This window comes from Hoeflea sp. YIM 152468 (genome assembly GCF_029210485.1).
Lineage (GTDB): Bacteria > Pseudomonadota > Alphaproteobacteria > Rhizobiales > Rhizobiaceae > Hoeflea.
The window spans coordinates 86481-104545 of sequence record NZ_JARGET010000019.1 but is presented as its reverse complement, the minus strand read 5'-3'; the positions used below and the strand labels follow the sequence as shown (position 1 = coordinate 104545).

Below are 18065 nucleotides of genomic sequence, written 5' to 3'. Positions count from 1 at the left end.
ATAGCCGATCCTGTTGCCGAAATCAGCCTCTGCCATTGCGGCATTCGGACGCCGCCGCGACGGGGGCACCGGGCCCTGTGGTCTGGCCTTTCGATTGCCTGGCTGACAGAGCATGCGGAAGCCGCGCGGTGCGTTGCGTGCACGACCTTCGCCAGCCATTTCCGGCGTTTGCAGGGCCCGCGGGCGCAGGCGGTTAAGAAGCAGTCTTCCGAAAATTCTGAATCTGTCTAAATGGTAAGGTGTATTTGGCAAACATCGCGCTATGTTGCCGGAAAAGAAAGTGACCCCTGTCGCGAGAGCCCGCGACAATCCTGGTCCGGACCGAAGTCCTGACGGCAAAAGCGCAGATTGCCGCCGCCGTCTGGCTGTTGTTGAAAGACAAGAATTTGAAACTGTGGAAACAAACCCTGGTCTCGCTCATTTTGCTGGCAGCGGCGTTTATCGCCTGGTCCTGGCTGTATCCGGGCGCGCATGCGCTGCTGTCGGGCAACGGCCTTGAGCGGATTTCGCTGTTCGCGCCAGCCGGCGATGCGGCCGCACCAGGCAGGCAGGCCGGGACGCAACGTCCGGCAGGTCAGGGCCGTTCCGGTGCAGGCCGGGAAACGCTTGTCGTCGTCGCGCCGGTCGCCGAGGGCCTTGTCAATGACAAACTCACCGCCATCGGAACCGGTCAGGCGGTCCGCTCGGTTTCCGTCCGCACACTGGTTTCCGGCCAGATCACCGACATCCCGGTTCGGTCGGGCGGCAGGGTCGAGCGCGGGGATGTGCTGATCCGGCTTGATGCGGCCCAGGAAGAACTCGCTGTCGAACGCGCCAAGCTCAATGTCAACGACGCCAGGGCCAAGGCTGAGCGGCTGCAAAGCCTGGTGGCCAGCCGTGCTGCCTCCAATGTTGAAGCGGATCAGGCCCAGAACGCGCTGGATGCGGCCAAGGTGGCGCTCAGGGAAGCCGAGCTTGACCTCTCGCGCCGTACCGTCACCGCGCCCATCGGCGGATCGCTCGGCATTCTGGCGGTCAACACCGGCGACTATGTCACCAGTCAGACCGAGACCGCCAGCATAGATGACCGCAGCGAGATCCTGATCGAGTTCTTTGTGCCCGAGCGCTTCACCTCCGGCATGGAGATTGGCAAGCCCGTCACCGCCGTCGCCATTTCCCGTCCCGGCGAGAGTTTCACGGGCCGGATATCCGCCGTCGACAATCGGGTTGATGAGGCCAGCCGCACCTTGCGGGTACGGGCCCTGATTGCCAACGCCGACGACACTTTGCGGACCGGTATGTCGTTCGAAGTGACGGTCGGGTTCGAGGGCGAACACTGGCCCGCTGTCGATCCTCTGGCGATCCAGTGGGATTCGGCCGGCTCCTATGTCTGGCGCATCACGGATGGCAAGGCCGAGCGCGTTGACGTTGCCATCATCCAGCGCAATTCCGACAGTGTGCTGGTCAAGGCCAGTCTGGCGCCTGGCGACAGCGTTGTCACCGAAGGGGTGCAAAGCGTCAGGCCAGGCGCCGAGGTCCGTGTGCTTGGCGAGCCGGCCAAGCCGGCCGCGACTGGCGAGGAGCCGACCGCCCGGCGCGCTGAACCAGGCAAGAGCGAAGGCGGGAACGGCGCATGAGCCCGCGTGAACACCCCCTCATAGATCCGGCAACACCGGACGGCGCAGCCGAGACAGGCGGCGGGACCGCACTCATGGTCCGCCGCCCGGTGCTGGCAGTGGTGATCAGCCTGCTGATCGTGGTCGCGGGCCTGGCCGGGCTTTATGGCGCGGAGATCCGCGAATTGCCTGATGTTGACCGGCCGGTGATCACCGTGACCACAGGCTTTTCGGGCGCGGCCCCTGAAACCGTGGACCGCGAATTGACCGCCATCATCGAGGGTGCAGTGGCCCGCGTTGCCGGTGTCGCCTCGATATCGTCGACCTCGACGCTTGGACGCAGCAGGGTCACCGTCGAATTCAATGACAGCAGCGATCTCAATGTGGCGGCGTCCGATGTCCGCGATGCGCTCGGCCGGGTGACCAACAATATACCCGACGGGGCCGATGAACCGCGCATCGTCAAGGCCGACGCCAACTCCGATCCGGTGATGCGTCTGGCGGTCACCTCTGACCGCTACGATGTCCAGGATATGACGTTGCTGGTCGAGGACCTGGTGGTCGACAGGCTGGCCGCCGTGCCCGGCGTCGCTGACGTCGCGGTCTATGGCGACCGGGAGAAGGTGTTCCGCGTCGACGTCGATCAATCGCGCCTGGCGGCTTTCGGATTGACGCTTGCCGATCTGCGCACCGCGCTGCGCAATGTCGCTCTCGACGTGCCTGCCGGATCGCTGACTGCCAGAACATCCGATATCGTGGTGCGCGCCACCGCTGACGTCACCACCCCGGAGGGCTTCGAGAACCTCTACATCAATGACCGGGTCCGGTTCCGCGATGTCGCTAGCGTCACGCTTGGCGCCAATCCCGGCGAGTCCTCGCTCAGGGCCAATGGCCGCACCGGCATCGGCATCGGCATCATCCGCCAGGCCGCATCCAACACGCTGGAAATTTCCGACGGCGTTCATGCCGCCACCCGGACCATCAGCGCAATCCTGCCCGAGGGGGTCGATATCCGGGTCACCAGTGATGACGCCACCTTCATCAGCGGCGCCATCGAGGAAGTGCGCTCGACGCTCATTCTGGCCGTCACCATCGTCATCGCCATCATCTTCCTGTTTCTGCGCGACTGGCGGGCGACGCTCATTCCGGCGGTAACATTGCCGGTCTCGCTGATCGGCTCGTTCGCCGCGATCTGGCTCGCCGGCTTCTCGGTCAACATCCTCACATTGCTGGCGCTGGTGCTTGCCACCGGCATGGTTGTCGATGACGCCATCGTCGTGCTCGAAAACATCGTCCGCAATCGCAATGCAGGCATGGGCGTTCGCGCTGCCGCCGTCATCGGCACCCGCGAGGTGTTTTTTGCCGTCATCACCACAACGGCAACACTGGCCGCCGTTTTCATTCCGATTTCGTTCCTGCCTGGCCAGGCCGGCGGGCTGTTTACCGAGTTCGGCTTCGTGCTGGCCTTCACCGTGATGATTTCGAGTGTGGTGGCCTTGACGCTGTGCCCGATGCTGGCGTCGCGGCTGATCAAGCGGCGCGACATGTCGAAAGCCGGCGGCAAGCAAAGCGTCTTCGTCCGGATCGGCAGCTATCTGTCGAAAAAATATGCGTCGCTGCTGCATCGGGCGCTGGATGCGCCGCTGGTGGTGGTGGTCATTGCCTTGCTGGCCGCAGGCTCGTCGCTGGCGCTGCTTCCGACCATTCCGCAGGAGCTGACCCCGCCGGAGGACCGGGCGGTTGCCCTGATGCGGATTTCCGCGCCGCAGGGTGTCAGCCTCGATTACACCCGGGCCCGGATGATCGAGATCGAGCGGCTGGTGGCGCCGCTTCGAGACAGCGGCGAGGTGGACAACATTTTCGCCATCGCCGGAACCGGCGGCTCCGCCAACAACGGGTTCATGGTTCTCTCGCTTGCGCCCTGGAGCGAGCGCAGCCGTTCCCAGGCCGATATTGTCGCCGATCTCAACCGCGCTGTCTCCGTGGTTCCGGGTCTGCGCGCCTTTGCCATTCAGCCCAACAGCCTCGGCATTCGTGGCGCCGGCAATGGGCTGCAATTCGCTTTTGTCGGCAGCAGTTATGATCAGCTTGCCGATGTCGCCGGGCAGATGGTCGACAAGCTCGAGCAGGATCCGCGCTTCAGCCAGATCCGCCTGTCCTATGAAACCACCCAGCCGCAGATCTCGGTGCGGATCGACCGCGACCGCGCCTCCGATCTCGGTGTCAACATCGACGGGCTCGCCGAAGCGCTGCAGGCCTTGCTCGACGGGCGGGAAGTGGCCCAGGTGTTCATCGAAGACCGGTCCTATCCGGTCAAGCTGGTCTCGACCACCAACCCGATCAACGATCCGACCGATCTCGAATCGATCTATCTCAAGGCGCGCGATGGCCGCATCGTGCCGATGTCAACGATCGCGACCCTGACGGAAAAGGCCGTCGCCCCCGACCTGCGCCGCGAAAGCCAGATGCGGTCGGTGTCGATCACCGCAGGCTTGACGCCGGGCTTTGCCCTTGGCGAGGCCTGGTCCGAGACCATCGCAATGGCCGAGCCGCTGATGCCCGGTGGCGTGCGCATCATCCCGCTGGCCGAGGCCGCGACGCTGGATCAATCCTCGCGCGACATGCTGATCACCTTCGGTGTCGCCATCATCGTTGTGCTGCTGGTGCTGGCCGCCCAGTTCGAAAGCTTCGTCAGCGCCTTCATCATCATAGCCACCGTTCCGCTGGGGCTCGCCTGCGCCATCTTCGCCATGGCGATGACCGGCGGTTCACTCAATGTCTACAGCCAGATCGGCCTGGTGCTGCTGGTCGGCGTCATGGCCAAGAACGGCATTCTGATCGTCGAGTTCGCCAACCAGTTGCGCAACAAGGGCATGGACATCCGGGCAGCCATCGAGGAGGCCTCCAACATCCGCCTGCGCCCGGTGATGATGACGATGATCTCGACTGTGCTCGGCTCGGTGCCGCTGCTGCTGGCTTTCGGCGCCGGTGCCGAAGCCCGCGTCGCTCTCGGCTGGGTGATCGTCGGAGGCCTCGGGCTGGCGATGATCGCGACATTGTTCCTGACCCCGGTCGCCTATCTGTTGCTGGCGCGGTTCGCGACACCGTCGGCGGAAGAAGAGCGCAGGCTTGATACGGAATTGCGCGAGGCGAACGACATGGCCAGCGGTCGCGCCGGCCAGCAGGAGCTGTCGCCGGGCGAATAGGCGAGACAATGCCCGTGCGTCATCTCGTGACACACGGGCACCGGAGCGTTGTGAGCTGGCGGCCGGGCTACCTGATGGCGACGACGATCTTGCCGGCTGCGTGGCCGTCGGCCAGCCGGTCATAGGCTTGCGACACCTCGTCAAGCTCAAAGCTGCTGTCGATCACCGGCTTGACGATACCCTTGTCGATCAGGACGCCAAGTTGGCGCAATTGTTCGCCGCTGGGCGACATGAGGAACCACGCGAACCGGACGCCATGTTTTTCGGCAAGGTTATCGCCGTCCTGTCCCTTGATCGACACCAGGATCCCGCCCTTCTTCAGCACGGCAAACGAACGCTTCATCGTGTCGCCGCCGAGCATGTCGAGCACCACGTCGTAGTCCGAGACGACGTCCTCGAATGTCTGCGTCTTGTAATCAATCACCTCGTCGGCGCCGAGGGAGCGGACCAGATCGGCATTGCTGGCGCTGGTTGTGGTGGCGACATGGGCGCCGATGTGCTTGGCGAGCTGGATTGCCAGCGTGCCGACTCCGCCCGAACCGGCATGGATCAGGATTTTCTGCCCGGCCTTCAGACCGGCCTTGTCAATCAGCGCCTGCCATGCGGTCAGCCCGGCCAGCGGAATCGAGGCAGCCTCGGCATGGCTCAGTCCCGTTGGCTTCAGCGCCAGCTCATCCGCCTGCACCAGAGCAAATTCAGCCAGCGATCCGGCGTCGGTCTGGTTCGGGCGGGCATAGACCGCATCGCCGGGCTTCAAACCCGAAACATTGGTGCCGACCTTGGAGATCACCCCTGACAGGTCGTACCCCATCACATGCGGAAAGCTGAGCGGGATTATGTCCTTCATATGGCCTGCCCGGACGATGTTGTCGATCGGATTGAGGCTGGCTGCGTGCACCTGGACCAGCACGGAATCGGCATCCGGAACAGGTTTCGGAACCTCCGAAATCTCGATGTCCGCAGCATAGTTTTTGATGATGGCGGCTTTCATGCAGTCATTCCTCTCGTGATACGGTCCCGCCCGAGCACCGGAGTCGCGATGCCCGGGCGAGCCCGTCACTGTTTTTCGATTGGCCTGTGACGGCGTCGGGGACTTTGCCGTCCGGAGAGACGGGTGCGCCGAAATCGGAGCTGTCAGGGCCGATGGGAACCTTTTGTTGCGGAAACAATCCGGGGACTGCGGAACTGGTGACGTGGCCCAGGTTCGTCAAGGGGAATGACGGCATCGTGATCGGTGGCGGTGCCTAGTTGTCAACCTAAGCCAGGCAATCGCGCATCGAACCGGCCATGCCGCTGATCAGCTCGAAGTACAGGGTCGGGCCGTCATCCAGCGTGGCGCCGAGCGGATCGAGTGTTGCTGTTCTGGCGTTTGTGCCTTCACTGGCGACTTCCACCAGCCGGCTTTCGAATTGGGGTTCGGCGAAAACACAGGTCGCCCCCAGGCTTTTGATCGTGTCCTGAATCGCCGCAATCCGTTCGGCGCCGGGGCGCACGTCCGGATTGACCGTCACCGACCCCGCGGCCGCGATGCCGAATCGGCTTTCGAAATACTGATAGGCATCATGAAAGACGATGAAGCCCTTGCCGCGAACCGGCGCAAGGGTCGCAGCAGTCTCGCGGATCAGCCTGTCGAGTTGCGCCTCGAGACGGGCCGCGTTGGTGGCATAGGCGGCAGCGTTTGACGGATCTGTCTCGCTCAGCACATTGGCGATGGTTCGGGTGAAAACCTTGGCGTTCTCGGGATCGAGCCAGACATGGGCGTCAAACTCGCCATGGTGATCATGGTCGTCCGCCGTGTCATGGCCGGTGCCGGCGTGGTCGTCATGCGTGTCATGATCAGCATGGTCTTCATGCGTGTCATGATCCGCATGATCTTCTTCGCCCTGATGCGCGTCATGCGAATGGGCTTCAAAGGCGCCACCGGTCCGGAACGGCAGTTTGACCAAGCCGGCAGCATCGATCAGTTCGACGACACGGGCCTTGGCGCCGATGGTTTCGATAGGCTTCTCCAGGAAAGTTTCGAGCTCATGGCCGATCCAGAACACCAGATCGGCAGTCTCCAGCGCGCCCGCCTGGCTCGGCTTGAGCGCATAGGAATGCGGCGACGCGGCACCCCCGACGATCAGATCCGGTGTTCCCACGCCCTCCATCACCGCTGCGACCAGCGAGTGAACCGGCTTGATCGAGGCAACCACACGCGGCTCGGCAAGGCTCTGCGAGGCGAGAGCCGGGAGCAGGACAAGAGCGGCTGCCGTGCCGGTGAGGATCCGCTGAAACATCTGCATGACAAACTCCTTGGTCATGTTATAAGATTACATTGTTGTGTAATGCTATAACGTGTGCCATACCCTGTCGCAAGACAGAAAATTGATTATTGCTGGATTTCGTATCGTGACCGCTCGCACGCCACTCATATCGCTGACCCAGGCAGGCGTCGAACGCGCCGGCCGCTGGCTGGTGCGCGGCATTGACCTTACCGTATGCCAGGGCGAGATCGTCACCTTGATCGGCCCCAACGGATCGGGCAAGTCGACGACGGCGAAAATGGCGCTGGGCATCATCAAGCCGGATGCCGGTACCGCACATCGTGCGTCCGGCCTCAAGATCGGCTATGTGCCGCAAAAACTCAGCATCGACTGGACGCTGCCGCTGACCGTCGCCCGCTTCATGCGACTGACGTCCGCACCGTCGGCGGCCGAGGTCGCGCATGCGCTTGCCGCCACCGGCATCACGCATCTGGCCAACGCAATAGTCCGCAACCTTTCGGGCGGCGAGTTTCAACGCGCCCTGCTGGCCCGCGCCATCGCCCGCAAGCCCGATCTGCTGGTGCTTGACGAACCGGTGCAGGGCGTCGATTTCGCCGGCCAGATCGCGCTGTATGATCTGGTCAGGAAAATCCGCGACGATATCGGCTGCGGCGTCCTGCTGATCTCGCACGATCTGCATGTGGTGATGGCGGCAACCGACCGGGTGATCTGCCTCAACGGCCACATCTGCTGTCAGGGCACGCCGGTGGCCGTCGCATCGAGCGATGAATACCGGCAGCTGTTCGGTGGCCAGGCGGATGCGACGCTGGCGGTCTATGAGCATCACCACGACCACACCCATCTGCCCGATGGAACGGTGCTGCATGCCGACGGCTCGGTGACGGAGCACTGCCATCCCGACGATGGCCACCATCAAGTCCATCCCGACGATGGCCACCATCAAGTCCATCCCGGGCATGGCCGCGATCACCCGCCGCGCGCCTCAGCCACGTCAGATGCTGCGGCGCGAACCGGGGCAGGGGGTGACAATGCTTGACGATTTCTTCACCCGCGCCCTTGTCGCCGGTCTGGGCGTTGCCCTTGTCGCCGGCCCGCTTGGCTGTTTCATCATCTGGCGTCGGCTTGCCTATTTCGGCGACACGCTGTCCCACGCCGCGCTGCTCGGCGTGGCGCTGGCCTTTCTGCTCGAGGTCAATGTCACGCTGGCAGTGTTTGCCGTCTCGGCCATGATCTCGCTTGCCTTGCTGGCTTTGCAGAAGCGCGCGACCCTGTCGTCGGACGCGCTTCTGGGGCTGCTGTCACATTCCGCCCTGGCGCTCGGGCTGGTGGCACTGGCCTTCATGAGCTGGGTCCGCATTGACCTGATGGGCCTGCTGTTCGGCGATATTCTGGCCGTGTCGAAAATCGATATTGCCGTCATCTGGACCGGCGGCATCGCTGTGCTGCTGGTGCTGCGGCTGATCTGGCGGCCGCTGTTTGCCGCCACCGTCAATGCCGAACTGGCCGAGGCCGAGGGCTTGAACCCGGATCGCGCCAATCTGATCTTCATGATCCTGATGGCGACGGTGATTGCCATCTCGATGAAGATCGTCGGTGTGCTGCTGATCACCGCCATGCTGATCATTCCCGCCGCCACCGCGCGCAGATTTGCCTCGGGGCCGGAACAGATGGCGCTGTTTGCCGCGATTGCCGGCATGCTGGCGGTTGTCTTCGGGCTCGAAGGCTCGCTCACCTGGGACACGCCTTCCGGCCCGACCATCGTGGTCGCGGCGCTGGGGATGTTCCTGCTGGCGATGTCGCCGATTGGCGGGCTGATTGCGCGGCTGGTGCACAGCGGCCGGGATCGGTCTGAGGCAAAGGGAAGGACGTCATCATGAACCAGCAGAGCCACAGCCATGGTCGCGACGCGGCCGACCTGACCAAGAACCAGTCGCTGGTGTTTGGCGCGCTCTCCCGCGCCGAAGGGCCTTTGTCGGCCTACACCATTCTCGACCAGTTGCGCGACGATGGATTTCGCGCGCCGCTGCAGGTTTACCGGGCGCTCGACAAGCTCATGGAAACCGGCATGGTGCACAGGCTTGAAAGCCTCAACGCCTTCGTCGCCTGCCGTCACCCCGGCTGCGACAGCCACGAGACCATTGCCTTTGCCATCTGCGAGACCTGCGGCAAGGTCACCGAGATTTCCGACGAGGCGCTGGAAAACAGGTTGCGCGCGCTCGCCCGTGACGATGGGTTCACTGTCAAGCGCGCGGTAGTCGAACTGCGCGGGCTCTGCGCCGGCTGCGCCTGATGCGTGTCGCGGTCAAATGAAGTCATGTGACTGACAGTCCAAAGCCAGTAAGCCAAAGAGAGTCAGCGGCAGCGCTGTATCTGCCGTGACCGGTTTGGCTCAGAGCCAGGCCTCAAGTTCATCCGCATAGGGCGTGACATCTCCGATGTGATCGCGCACCCAGACCGGGTCGTAATAGGTGTCGAGATAGCGCTCGCCGCTGTCACACAGCAAGGTGACGATGGAGCCCTGCCGGTTTGCACGCATCATCTCTCGTGCGATTTGCAGCGTGCCCCACAGATTGGTGCCGGTGGAGGCTCCGGCGCGGCCGCCGGTCAGCTTTTCCAGCCACAACATCGACGCCACGCTGGCTGCGTCCGGGACCTGGATCATCCGGTCGATCACATCGGGCTGAAACGAGTGCTCCACCTTGGGCCTGCCGATTCCCTCGATTCGGCTGGACAAGCCTGACGTCAGGCTGGCGTCGCGGCTGTGATAGCTGTCGTAGAACACCGAGTTTTCAGGGTCGACCACGGTCAGTTCGGTGTCATAGCCCTTGTAGCGGATGAACCGGCCCAAGGTCGCCGAGGTGCCGCCGGTCCCCGCGCTCATCACCAGCATCGCCGGGATCGGGCACGGTTCCTGCTCCATTTGCCGGAATATGCTTTCGGCAATGTTGTTGTTGCCGCGCCAGTCGGTGGCGCGCTCGGCAAACGTGAACTGGTCCATGAAATATCCGCCAACGCGGTCCGCCAGCTCAACCGAGGCATCGTGCATCTCGCAGGCCGACTCGACGAAGTGGGGTTCGCCGCCGTAGAACTTGATAAGCTTGATCTTGCTGAGCGCGGTACGCCGGGGGATGACCGCAGTGAAGGGAACACCGATCATGCGCGCGAAATAGGCCTCGGAGACTGCGGTGCTGCCTGACGACGCCTCGATCACCCGCGTGTCTTGCCGGATCTTGCCGTTGCACAAGGCATAGAGAAACAACGAGCGCGCCAGCCGGTGTTTGAGGCTTCCGGTCGGGTGCGTGCTCTCGTCCTTGAGATAGATATCCACGCCCTCAAGCCTGGGAACCGCTAGCTTGAAAAGATGCGTGTCAGCCGACCGGTGTGCGTCAGCATTGATTCTCGCGATTGCATCGGCAACCCAGCGATCCATGAAAACTCCCGAACATCCCGAGGTGTCTGCAAGATGTGTAGACCGCTACACCGGCAAAAGCCAACCGGGATGGCGATTTGCCCGGGCCAGGGCCCGACAAGTGGCTGAATATCCGCTCTTGGAGAGGTGCGGGAATGGTGCCTCGACGAGATTCATATCCTGCGCGCGTCAAACCTGCGCGCATGGAGCGACGGTACTGAGGCCTGAATGCTGCATCTCGCTCGCAGTCCGGCGGTCAGCGATATTCTGACCACCGCCTCTTCACCCACCTGGCTCGGGTCATGAGAAAGGTGACACCATCGGGCAACGCGGCTCCCGCACCGTGCGCCCGAAGCGGCCGGTCGGGAGCCGGGAGTTCTGTTCCTGGCGGACGGCGACTTTCGCCCACGCTTCAGGTTTGCTTCCCGAAGCGTGGGCCATACAGCGGCAATCGATCCAGGCTTACTTGCCGGGTTTGGGCTTCTGGCCCAGACCGGATTCCTTGGCAAGACGCGAGCGCGCCTCGGAATAGGCCGGTGCCACCATCGGGTAGTCGGCAGCCAGTTCCCATTTTTCACGATATTGCTCAGGCGTCAGTCCGTGACGGGTCATCAGGTGGCGCTTGAGCGACTTGAATTTCTGGCCGTCCTCGAGGCACACCAGATGGTCGTTCTGGATTGAACGGCGCACGGAGACGGCGGGTTTCTGCTTCTCGAGAACCTCTTCAACCGGCAGGGTTGCGCCGCCAAGGGCTGTATGCACCTGGGAGATGACATTTGGCAGATCATTTGCGGCAACGGAATTGTTGCTCACAAAGGCAGCGACAATTTCCGCAGTCAACTCCATGAGAAGGTCAGTGCTTGTGTCTTTCATTGCTACGGTCATCGTTTAGTCCTACCTTTTTTCAATCAAACAGGCTTTCTGCCTGGCGGAACAAACCAGTTACAACGCCAGATTTTAGCCACATGGCAGACAAGTAAGAGCAGGACATATAAATTTCAAGCTTAAACTATTATTAAATCGCATCAGGCGCAGTTTTAATCGCTGGATTGTACCAGGCTGGATTGATAGCGACCCGTTATATGACATCAGATCGGCCTATTCGGGCAAGCATCGTAATGCAACAGGCGGCAGGCTTGATGCCTGGAGAGGCGGACGTCGCGACGCTGCTGGCGAAACCAGACGGCAAGCAGCGCAACTAACGAATTTCAACCGCACCGACACTTGGCTCACCCGCCGGTGATGCGGATTTCCCCCGCATGGGCCCGGGCGAATTCGGTTTTCAGGAACGCTTCAAGCAGCCGTGCGGGCAGGGTGATCGTCGCCCGGTCGGCATCGGGAAGCGTGTCGAAGCGGCCCGGTTTCGAGCGCTTGCCATCGATCATGCCGCCAGCCACGGTGTTGAGCGTTTCGGGATCGATCAGGATGAAGCTGCCGGTGTCGCGGTTGGTCTCATAGGGATCGAAGATCGCCAACTCCTCGAAATCGAGTTCGACCACGCCGATGCAGTTGACCGGCACAACATGGCTGTCGTCCCAGTTGCCGGTGGCCAGATCCAGCGTCGAGGTCGGGCGCACCAGCACCCGCTGGCGGCGTGTGCCGGCTTTCAGCCAGTAGCGTTTTGCCGGCACGATGCCGTCTGCGGAGAGGGCCACCAACCGTGCGGTGAAGGCACGGCCGGTCAGCGGCCGCTGGTCTATGGCTGCGATCATGTCGCCGCGCGCCACATCCACCGGGCGGTCGAGCACCAGCGTGATGGCGTCGCCGTGGACTGCGGCATTGCGGACCAGATCATAGGTGACGATGGCTTTGACATTGGCTTCGACCCCGGATGGCAAAACCACGACGCTGTCGCCGGGTTTGATCGAGCCGCCGGCCACCGTGCCCTGATAGCCGCGGAAACCCTCGCCGGGACGTGAGACACGCTGCACCGGCAGCCGGAACCCGGTGGTCTGGCCGGTGCGCTGGGTGGCGTTTTCCAGAACCTCGACCAGCGTCGGGCCGCTGTACCAGGGCATTTCGTCATCGCCACGCAGCACGATGTTTTCACCCTTCAGCGCCGAGACCGGAATGGCGGTGATCTGGCATACGCCAAGCGACAGCGCGATCTCGCGGAATGTCCGGGCGATGGCGTTGAAGCCTGCCTCGTCATACTGCGCGAGGTCGATCTTGTTGACCGCCAGAACAAATTGCCGGATGCCCATCAATGCGGCGATGGTGGCGTGCCGGCGGGTCTGTTCGAGAATGCCGCTCCGGGCGTCAACCAGCAGCACGGCGAGATCGGCGGTCGAGGCACCCGTCGCCATGTTGCGGGTGTACTGCACATGGCCGGGCGTGTCGGCGACAATGAACGAGCGCCGGGCGGTGGCGAAATAGCGATAGGCGACATCGATGGTGATGCCCTGTTCGCGCTCGGCCTGCAGCCCGTCCAGAAGCATCGCGAAATCGGGCAGGCCGAGGTCGTTCTGCTTGCCGGTGGACTGACGCCTCAATGTTGCCGCCTGATCCTCCTTCACCGCCTTGGTGTCCCATAGCAATCGGCCGATCAGGGTCGATTTGCCGTCATCGACCGAACCGCAGGTGATAAAGCGCAATGGCCGCGCCTGACGCGCCACGGTTTCCTCATGCGGCAGGGTGTCGTTCCCGGCTTCAACAGGTTCGCTGTTGAGCGACAGTGATTGATAACTCATCAGAAATAGCCTTCGCGTTTTTTCTTTTCCATCGAGCCGGACTGGTCACGGTCAATCGCACGGCCCTGTCGCTCGGACACGGTGGCGATTTCAAGCTCGGCAATGATGTCATCAAGGGTGGCCGCGTCCGACCGCACGGCGCCCGTCAGCGGAAAGCAGCCCAGTGTGCGGAACCGGATCATCTCCTCGCGCACCTGTTCCCCCGGCAGCAGTTCCAGCCGTTTGTCTTCGGCCAGGATCATCATGTCGTCGCGCTCCACGATCCTGCGGCGCTGGGCGAAATAGAGCGGCACCAGCTCAATGCTTTCGGCCTGGATGTAGCGCCAGATATCAACCTCGGTCCAGTTCGACAGCGGGAAGGCGCGCACGCTTTCGCCCGCATGGATCATGCCATTGTAGATCGACCAGAGTTCCGGCCGCTGGTTGCGCGGGTCCCAGGCATGGTCGGGCGTGCGGAACGAATAGATCCGCTCCTTGGCGCGGCTGGCCTCCTCGTCGCGGCGCGCGCCGCCAAAGGCCGCGTCGTAGCGGCCGATGTCGAGTGCCTGTTTGAGCGCCCGCGTCTTCATGATGTCGGTGTAGCGGGACGATCCGTGGCTGAACGGGCTGACCTGATCACGCACGCCGTCGGGATTGGTGTGCGCAATCAGCTCAAGCCCGTGTTTGGCCACCACCGCGTCCCGAAACGCGATCATCTCGGGGAACTTCCAGCCGGTGTCGATATGGACCAGCGGAAACGGCAGCTTGCCCGGATGAAACGCCTTCAGCGCCAGATGCAACAGCACCGAGGAATCCTTGCCCACCGAATACAGCATCACCGGCCGCTCGAACTCGGCTGCCACCTCGCGGAAGATGTGAATAGCCTCATTTTCCAGCGCCTTGAGATGCGGATCAAGCGGCGGCTTGCCGCGCCCGTGTTCAATCACGTTCATGCAGATGTCCTTTGAATGATCTTACGAGGCCGAAGTCGTGACCCGAGGCTGCCCCCGGGCGCGGGAGCCCGAGACCGACGCCGACAGATGCAACCCGCATTCGCGCCGTTCGTCCTGCTCCCACCACCAGCGTCCGGCGCGCTCGGGCTCGCCGGGCCTGATGGCGCGGGTGCAGGGCTCGCAGCCGATCGACGGAAAGCCTTTGGCGTGCAGCGGATTGACCGGCACAGCATCGGCCTTGGCGCGGGCCTGAAGCGTCTGCAGCGTCTGGTCGGCCAGCGGATTGACTTTCAGCAGGCTGCGGTCGGCGTCCCATTCCGCCAGCGGCGCGTTGGCGCGGTTGCCCGACTGGCCGCGGCGCAGGCCGGTCATCCAGATCTCGGCATTTGCCAGTGCCCGGCCCAGCGGCTGCAGCTTGCGCGCGTGACAGCAGGCATGCCGCGCCTCGACGCTGTCGTAGAACCCGTTCACACCATAAAGCGCTATAAAACCGTCGACCTCGTCCTTCCACGGCTTGAACACGTCGATGGCCAGGCCGTAGCGGCGTTCGGTTTCACCGATCAGTGTCTCGGTTTCGCCAAACAGCCGGCCGGTATCCAGTGTGACGATGCGCACATCGGCGTGTGTTGCGGCAATCAGCGAAGTGAGAACCTGATCTTCCAGCCCCAGCGATGTGGTAAACACCACCTGGCCCAGTGCCGCGATCTTCAGCATGCGCTCGGGCAGCGGCAGCGGTGCAAGCTGTGCGGCCAGGATTTCGGCAAACTCTGGCCCGTCGGACCGGGAAGCGGCGGCGGTGGAAGAAGGCTGCAGGGGCATGGTGAGGCTCCGGTTGTTGCAGCCATCATCGCGTCCCGCTGCCGTCAAAACGAGGCATCACAGTCTTAAAGTTCGTCCGGATCAGGTCGGTTGTTCCGCGTGGGCCGGGCAGCGCCGCAAAATCTGCCCAATCCGGCCGCAGGATCCGGCCTGCCGTGCATTGACCGGGACCACCAAACATGGCACCCACACAGGTCGAGTAACAAGTTTCACGGAGCCCGCTGATGGGCGCGTTTGATGTTGATGATCCTTCCTCCGGTTCTGCTCGGGCCCTTGTCCGGGCGCTTGAAAAAATAGCAGTCGCCGCCGGCAAGGAGATTATGGCAGTGCGCGCTGCGGGCGCCACGGTGACGGTCAAGTCCGACCACACGCCGGTGACCCAGGCCGACCAGCGCGCTGAATCACTGATCCTCGACCATCTGACCGGCTCCTACCCGGATATTCCTGTCATTGCCGAAGAGCTGGCCGAATCCGGCAAGTGCCCCAGCCATGCCAAAGACATGTTTTTTCTGGTGGATGCACTGGATGGCACCGGTGACTTCATCGCCGGGCGCAATGAATTCACCGTCAATATCGCGCTGATCCGGGGCCATGCACCGGCGGCGGGCGTGGTCTATGCGCCGGCACTGGGCAAGATCTGGAGCGGCGTCACCGGTCATGCCGAGGTTGCCGGCGTCTCCGGTGAGGACGAGATCTGCGATCGGCGGCGTCTTCACACAAGGCAGCGTCCGGAGGTTCCGCTGGCGCTGCTCAGTGTCAGCCACAGGGAGCCCGAAACCGAGGCCTGGCTGGAGCGCTTGCCCCTGCATCGGACTGCCAAGGTCGGATCCTCGCTTAAATTCTGCCTGCTGGCCGAAGGCAGCGCCGATATCTATCCGCGCCTGGTCTGCCTCAAGCAATGGGATATTGCCGCCGGAGATGCCGTGTTGCGCGCCGCAGGCGGCATGACGCTGACACTCGACGGCCAGCCGCTGCGCTACGGTGTGGAAGGCGCCAATTTCGGCTGTGAGCGCTTCGTCGGCTGGGGACAGGCGCCCGACGGGTAGGCCCGGCTCCGCAAAGCCGGTCCCCCGCTCAGCCTTCGCTTCAGCCTTGTTTCAACCGGTCGGTCTCGCGCCAGTCCGGATTCATCCACGGCTCAAGATTGCTGGGCGCCAGCGGCGTGCGGCCGAGAATGTGATCGGCGGCCTTCTCGCCGGTCATGATCGACGGGCCATTGAGGTTGCCATTGGTCACGCGCGGGAAGATCGACGAGTCGGCAACCCGCAGGCCATCGACCCCGATGACCCGCGTTTGCGGATCAACCACCGCCATCGGATCATCAGCGCGGCCCATCCGGCAGGTGCCGCAAGGGTGGAACGCGCTTTCGGCATGGTCGCGGATGAAGCTGTCAATGTCTTCGTCGCTCTCAACCGTGCTGCCCGGCTGGATCTCCTTGCCGCGGTAGGGATCGAACGCGGCCTGGGCGAACACCTCGCGGGTGATCCGTACCGCCCGCCGGAAATCGCGCCAGTCCTCGTCGTGGCTCATATAGTTGAAACGGATCACCGGGGCCGCCTTGGCATCAGCCGAGCGCAAGGTTACCGCACCGCGTGAGGCCGAGCGCATCGGGCCGACATGGGCCTGGAACCCGTGCATGGGAGCCGCCGCCCTGCCATCGTAGCGGATCGCGCCGGGCAGGAAATGGAACTGGATGTCGGGGTAGGCCACACCGGCCGCCGAGCGGATGAAGCCACAGGCCTCGAACTGGTTCGAAGTCCCGAGTCCGCGTCTGAGGAACAGCCATTGCGCGCCGATCAGGGCTTTCGAGACCAGGTTCAGCTTGGAGTACAGCGTGATCGGCTGGATGCACTCCTGCTGGATATAGACCTCGAGATGATCCTGCAGATTGGCGCCGACGCCGGGGCGATCTTCCACCACATCGATGCCGTGCTGCCTGAGATGGTCGCCGGGTCCGATGCCCGACAGCATCAACAGTTTGGGCGAGTTGAAGGCCGAGGCAGCGATGATCACTTCACGCTGGGCCTGAATGACTTGAATCTGTCCGCGAACCTCGATTTCCACTCCGGTGGCGCGGTGATTCTCGATGACAACCCGTCGCGCCAGGCCCCTGACAAGACTCACGTTCTTGCGCTTCAGGGCAGGCTTGAGATAGGCCTCCGCCGCCGACCAGCGCTGGCCCTTGTGAATGGTCTGCTCCATCAGACCAAACCCTTCCTGGCGCGAGCCGTTGTAATCCTGCGTCACGCCGTAACCGGCCTGGCTGCCCGCTTCGATGAAGGCGTCAAACAGCGGGTTGACCGCTTGTCCGCGCTGCACATGCAAGGGCCCGTCGGTGCCGCGCCAGCCTTCCTCGCCGCCAAGAGTGCCATTCTGGTGCGAGGTTTCCATGCGCTTGTAATAGGGCAGCACATCGGCAAACGACCAGCCTGATGCACCTTGCTCGGCCCAGTGATTGAAGTCCTCGGCATGGCCGCGCACAAACACCATGCCGTTGATCGAGGACGATCCGCCGATCACCTTGCCGCGCGGTGCAACCAGCGTGCGGTTGCCCAGGCCGGGCTCCGGCTCGGTCCTGTAGCCCCAGTCATAGGTGCCCATGTTCATCGGGTAGGACAGGGCTGCCGGCATCTGGATGAACGGACCGAAATCCGAGCCGCCATGTTCGATGATGATCACCGAATGCTTGCCATCCTCGCTCAGCCGCGCGGCCATGGCCGAACCGGCCGAACCGGCGCCGATGATGACGAAATCTGCGTGCATGTTGGTCTCCAATGCCAAAACCCTTTCAAATCTGTCCGCGTAAACGGGACGCCGACTGCCCGAAGGGCGAGATCGGTAGAGAATGGTCTTTTGCTGGCGTGTTGATAATTGTATAGCTATTGGCTATATTGTGGCTATGAAGGCGATCGTTTATAGCCGCGATGCAAAGAAGAGCCTCGACCGCATTCAGCCAAAGCGCAGGGCGGCGATCCTCTCCAGGATCGAGGCTTATGCCCGCGGCGAGAGCGTGGACATAAAGAAGATGCAAGGCAGCAATTATCATCGCATCCGAATCGGTCAGGATCGCGTCATTATCGACGATCAGGGTGTCGTCGTCATGGTGATCAGTGCCGGTCCGCGCGGCGATATTTACAAGGGATGAAA

Annotated in this window: 15 protein-coding genes; 7 read left to right on the top strand and 8 right to left on the bottom strand. The window is 62.9% G+C overall.

Annotated elements, in window-relative coordinates:
- Positions 1-386 precede the first annotated feature (386 nt).
- Both PZ897_RS10035 and PZ897_RS10030 read left to right on the top strand, forming a co-directional pair.
- The gene (locus PZ897_RS10035) at positions 387-1616 is read left to right on the top strand and encodes an efflux RND transporter periplasmic adaptor subunit (RefSeq protein ID WP_275752135.1); all 1230 of its coding nucleotides are present in this window, start codon (positions 387-389) and stop codon (positions 1614-1616) included.
- Positions 1613-4801, top strand: coding sequence for an efflux RND transporter permease subunit (locus PZ897_RS10030; protein WP_275752134.1), 3189 nt, complete (start codon positions 1613-1615; stop codon positions 4799-4801). The genes PZ897_RS10035 and PZ897_RS10030 overlap by 4 nt, the downstream gene beginning before the upstream one ends.
- A gap of 67 nt (positions 4802-4868) precedes the next feature.
- Here PZ897_RS10030 and PZ897_RS10025 read toward each other — a convergent pair whose 3' ends face one another.
- Together PZ897_RS10025 and znuA are read right to left on the bottom strand one after the other, a co-directional pair.
- Positions 4869-5792 carry an NADP-dependent oxidoreductase gene (locus PZ897_RS10025; RefSeq protein ID WP_275752133.1) on the bottom strand — a complete coding sequence of 308 codons (924 nt, stop codon included), beginning with the start codon at positions 5790-5792 and terminating at the stop codon, positions 4869-4871.
- 265 nt (positions 5793-6057) lie between these two features.
- Positions 6058-7086: a zinc ABC transporter substrate-binding protein ZnuA gene (gene znuA, locus PZ897_RS10020; protein WP_275752132.1), complete on the bottom strand. Its 1029-nt coding sequence runs from the start codon at positions 7084-7086 to the stop codon at positions 6058-6060.
- A gap of 106 nt (positions 7087-7192) precedes the next feature.
- On the opposite strand from znuA, the gene PZ897_RS10015 reads away from it, so the two are divergent.
- From PZ897_RS10015 to PZ897_RS10005, 3 genes are read left to right on the top strand one after another with little or no spacing between them, the layout of a single operon-like run.
- Positions 7193-8104 carry a metal ABC transporter ATP-binding protein gene (locus PZ897_RS10015; protein WP_275752131.1) on the top strand — a complete coding sequence of 304 codons (912 nt, stop codon included), beginning with the start codon at positions 7193-7195 and terminating at the stop codon, positions 8102-8104.
- Positions 8097-8945 carry a metal ABC transporter permease gene (locus tag PZ897_RS10010; RefSeq protein ID WP_275752130.1) on the top strand — a complete coding sequence of 283 codons (849 nt, stop codon included), beginning with the start codon at positions 8097-8099 and terminating at the stop codon, positions 8943-8945. Before PZ897_RS10015 ends, PZ897_RS10010 begins: the two co-directional genes overlap by 8 nt.
- Positions 8942-9358 carry a Fur family transcriptional regulator gene (locus PZ897_RS10005; protein ID WP_275752129.1) on the top strand — a complete coding sequence of 139 codons (417 nt, stop codon included), beginning with the start codon at positions 8942-8944 and terminating at the stop codon, positions 9356-9358. The genes PZ897_RS10010 and PZ897_RS10005 overlap by 4 nt, the downstream gene beginning before the upstream one ends.
- Before the next feature lie 99 nt (positions 9359-9457).
- Here the strand turns inward: PZ897_RS10005 and PZ897_RS10000 are convergent, their stop codons facing one another.
- From PZ897_RS10000 to PZ897_RS09980, 5 genes are all read right to left on the bottom strand, one after another.
- Positions 9458-10498: a PLP-dependent cysteine synthase family protein gene (locus PZ897_RS10000; protein ID WP_275752128.1), complete on the bottom strand. Its 1041-nt coding sequence runs from the start codon at positions 10496-10498 to the stop codon at positions 9458-9460.
- A 441-nt stretch (positions 10499-10939) separates the two neighbouring features.
- The gene (locus PZ897_RS09995; protein WP_275752127.1) at positions 10940-11350 is read right to left on the bottom strand and encodes a MucR family transcriptional regulator; all 411 of its coding nucleotides are present in this window, start codon (positions 11348-11350) and stop codon (positions 10940-10942) included.
- Between the two features lie 356 nt (positions 11351-11706).
- Positions 11707-13167, bottom strand: a complete 1461-nt coding sequence (gene cysN, locus PZ897_RS09990; protein ID WP_275752126.1) for a sulfate adenylyltransferase subunit CysN — start codon at positions 13165-13167, stop codon at positions 11707-11709.
- A complete protein-coding gene (gene cysD, locus PZ897_RS09985; protein ID WP_275752125.1) occupies positions 13167-14099 on the bottom strand; it encodes a sulfate adenylyltransferase subunit CysD in 933 nt (310 codons plus the stop codon). Before cysD ends, cysN begins: the two co-directional genes overlap by 1 nt.
- A gap of 21 nt (positions 14100-14120) precedes the next feature.
- A complete protein-coding gene (locus tag PZ897_RS09980) occupies positions 14121-14918 on the bottom strand; it encodes a phosphoadenylyl-sulfate reductase (protein ID WP_275752124.1) in 798 nt (265 codons plus the stop codon).
- A 224-nt stretch (positions 14919-15142) separates the two neighbouring features.
- On the opposite strand from PZ897_RS09980, the gene cysQ reads away from it, so the two are divergent.
- The gene (gene cysQ, locus PZ897_RS09975) at positions 15143-15964 is read left to right on the top strand and encodes a 3'(2'),5'-bisphosphate nucleotidase CysQ (protein WP_275752123.1); all 822 of its coding nucleotides are present in this window, start codon (positions 15143-15145) and stop codon (positions 15962-15964) included.
- 40 nt (positions 15965-16004) lie between these two features.
- On the opposite strand, the gene betA is transcribed toward cysQ, so the two are convergent.
- Entirely contained in the window at positions 16005-17681 is a 1677-nt protein-coding gene (gene betA, locus PZ897_RS09970; RefSeq protein ID WP_275752122.1) for a choline dehydrogenase, read from the bottom strand.
- Positions 17682-17817: 136 nt separating this feature from the next.
- Here betA and PZ897_RS09965 point away from each other — a divergent pair, with 136 nt between their 5' ends.
- A complete protein-coding gene (locus tag PZ897_RS09965; protein ID WP_275752121.1) occupies positions 17818-18063 on the top strand; it encodes a cytotoxic translational repressor of toxin-antitoxin stability system in 246 nt (81 codons plus the stop codon).
- Positions 18064-18065 lie beyond the last annotated feature (2 nt).

What these genes read in the sequence shown, in the direction of transcription:
- PZ897_RS09995 (WP_275752127.1), bottom strand. Translation starts at nt 11,350, where the DNA reads ATGAAAGACACAAGCACTGACCTTCTCATGGAGTTGACTGCGGAAATT.
- PZ897_RS10025 (WP_275752133.1), bottom strand. Translation starts at nt 5,792, where the DNA reads ATGAAAGCCGCCATCATCAAAAACTATGCTGCGGACATCGAGATTTCG.
- cysD (WP_275752125.1), bottom strand. Translation starts at nt 14,099, where the DNA reads ATGAACGTGATTGAACACGGGCGCGGCAAGCCGCCGCTTGATCCGCAT.
- znuA (WP_275752132.1), bottom strand. Translation starts at nt 7,086, where the DNA reads ATGCAGATGTTTCAGCGGATCCTCACCGGCACGGCAGCCGCTCTTGTC.
- PZ897_RS10030 (WP_275752134.1), top strand. Translation starts at nt 1,613, where the DNA reads ATGAGCCCGCGTGAACACCCCCTCATAGATCCGGCAACACCGGACGGC.
- PZ897_RS09980 (WP_275752124.1), bottom strand. Translation starts at nt 14,918, where the DNA reads ATGCCCCTGCAGCCTTCTTCCACCGCCGCCGCTTCCCGGTCCGACGGG.
- PZ897_RS10010 (WP_275752130.1), top strand. Translation starts at nt 8,097, where the DNA reads ATGCTTGACGATTTCTTCACCCGCGCCCTTGTCGCCGGTCTGGGCGTT.
- PZ897_RS10005 (WP_275752129.1), top strand. Translation starts at nt 8,942, where the DNA reads ATGAACCAGCAGAGCCACAGCCATGGTCGCGACGCGGCCGACCTGACC.
- cysQ (WP_275752123.1), top strand. Translation starts at nt 15,143, where the DNA reads ATGGGCGCGTTTGATGTTGATGATCCTTCCTCCGGTTCTGCTCGGGCC.
- betA (WP_275752122.1), bottom strand. Translation starts at nt 17,681, where the DNA reads ATGCACGCAGATTTCGTCATCATCGGCGCCGGTTCGGCCGGTTCGGCC.
- PZ897_RS10000 (WP_275752128.1), bottom strand. Translation starts at nt 10,498, where the DNA reads ATGGATCGCTGGGTTGCCGATGCAATCGCGAGAATCAATGCTGACGCA.
- cysN (WP_275752126.1), bottom strand. Translation starts at nt 13,167, where the DNA reads ATGAGTTATCAATCACTGTCGCTCAACAGCGAACCTGTTGAAGCCGGG.
- PZ897_RS09965 (WP_275752121.1), top strand. Translation starts at nt 17,818, where the DNA reads ATGAAGGCGATCGTTTATAGCCGCGATGCAAAGAAGAGCCTCGACCGC.